Source organism: Mesorhizobium sp. M4A.F.Ca.ET.020.02.1.1 (genome assembly GCF_004022645.1).
Taxonomy (GTDB): Bacteria; Pseudomonadota; Alphaproteobacteria; order Rhizobiales; family Rhizobiaceae; genus Mesorhizobium.
The window spans coordinates 1-1,454 of record NZ_RZOI01001074.1; the positions used below are offsets into that span (position 1 = coordinate 1).

The 1,454-nt window shown below is 63.5% G+C and carries 1 protein-coding gene and 1 pseudogene; both read right to left on the reverse strand.

Annotation, left to right across the window (positions count from 1 at the left end; translation table 11 throughout):
- Positions 1 to 260: pseudogene (locus EN742_RS34915) on the reverse strand (phasin); the annotation flags it as partial.
- Between the two features lie 782 nt (positions 261 to 1,042).
- On the reverse strand, positions 1,043 to 1,453 hold the full coding sequence (locus tag EN742_RS34920; protein ID WP_128333878.1) for a globin family protein: 411 nt from the start codon (positions 1,451 to 1,453) through the stop codon (positions 1,043 to 1,045).
- Position 1,454 lies beyond the last annotated feature (1 nt).

A 1,454-nucleotide genomic window follows, 5' to 3' on the forward strand; every position in this document is an offset into this window, starting at 1 on the left:
AAGTAGGCGTCGGCATTGGCACGCAGAGCGGCAATCGCCTGCAGGGACACCTCGTTGCTGGTGGTCTTGGCCATTTCAAGGGTCGACTCGAGGGCCTTTTGAGTCGTTTCGGCGCCCGAACTCAATTTGGAAAGGACTTCCTTCGACTGTTCGACGCTCTGTTCGGCGGCAGCGCGGACCTGCTCGACAGCCTTGGACGGGTCGAAGGTGGAGGATTCGACGTTTTCGATGGTTTCGGTCTTGCCGGGGAGCTTGGACATTTTTTCCATCCTTTTCCAGGGGCGGCCTCAAAATCGAGCCGTCCCCTTCGTACGAAACCGCCGCAACGGATTTATGAAACCCGGATGAATTTGCGTAAGTGGGCAGAGCCTGGCGTTGCGCTGGATGCCATCCGTTGCGGAGCGGCACTGCCCAGCCTGACGGAAATTCTAGAACCAGCAGGCGTTGGCCATGGCCGAGCGTGTGGCCGACAGCTCTTGATCAAGAGCACGGCAATCGACCGAGCTGGGCCGCGGATCGGATCCCGGGGCGCCTGGGGCAAGCCACTCGACGGGTGGCCAAAGCGCCTCCCCGGCATCGATCGTTCATGACTGGATTCGACCTGGGCCTCATCCGATTGGAGGACGGCAGGAACCGCAACACAGCCATTTTATCAACTTAGCGGTGATGCATGGGCGGCCTACAATCTTTCCAGCCGGCAAACCTACCCCGTTTGCAGGTCAGACCCCGGCGGTCGAACCCCGAGCCCATGCGCCTTCCGGCCGCTGGGTTTTTCGGCCGCCGGGGCCTTAGGCCTCGCCGGCGCGTTTCCAGAAAATATGTCCCTCCTCGGGGAGATATCCCCTACGCGATCACGCCATACGCCGCGAATAGAACTCTGCTAGCTTGGATTGCGTGGCGGACCCCGGTTCGCCTGGCCGGCGCCATATGCCCCAACGCCCCCCGCCCAATGTGGCGTCGGCCATCTTCCATCCCTTGCGCCCCCTTAGCTGTCAAGGAATGGTGTAAGACGGTTCTGGTCGCCTTCGACCATCCCGTCCCCTCACGCTGCGATCTGCACCTCGCGCGCGGCCGCGATCATCACACTCGCGAGCAGGCCGTAGGCTGCTTCCCAGGCTTCACGCACCGGCGGCGTGAAGGCCTCGCCGAGGCCGGCGGCGAGCGTCTCGATCAGGGCCTGGCCGACGATCGGGTAGTGGTGCTCCTCGACGCCGTAGCCGACGTGGCGCTTGGCGAGGTCGCGCACGGTGGGCAGGATGGTCTCGGCGCGGTCCAGCCCATGCACGACGAAGCCGAGGGCCGCCATCAGCTTGGCGCCCTGCTGGGTCATATCCCTTTCCGGGAACAGCGCCCGAAGATCGCCGTCGATGGCGAACAGGCGTTCATAAAATATGGCGGCGGCGGCCGCGCGGATCGGCACGACCTCGCGAAAGCTGTCCTGAACGAGTCTGATC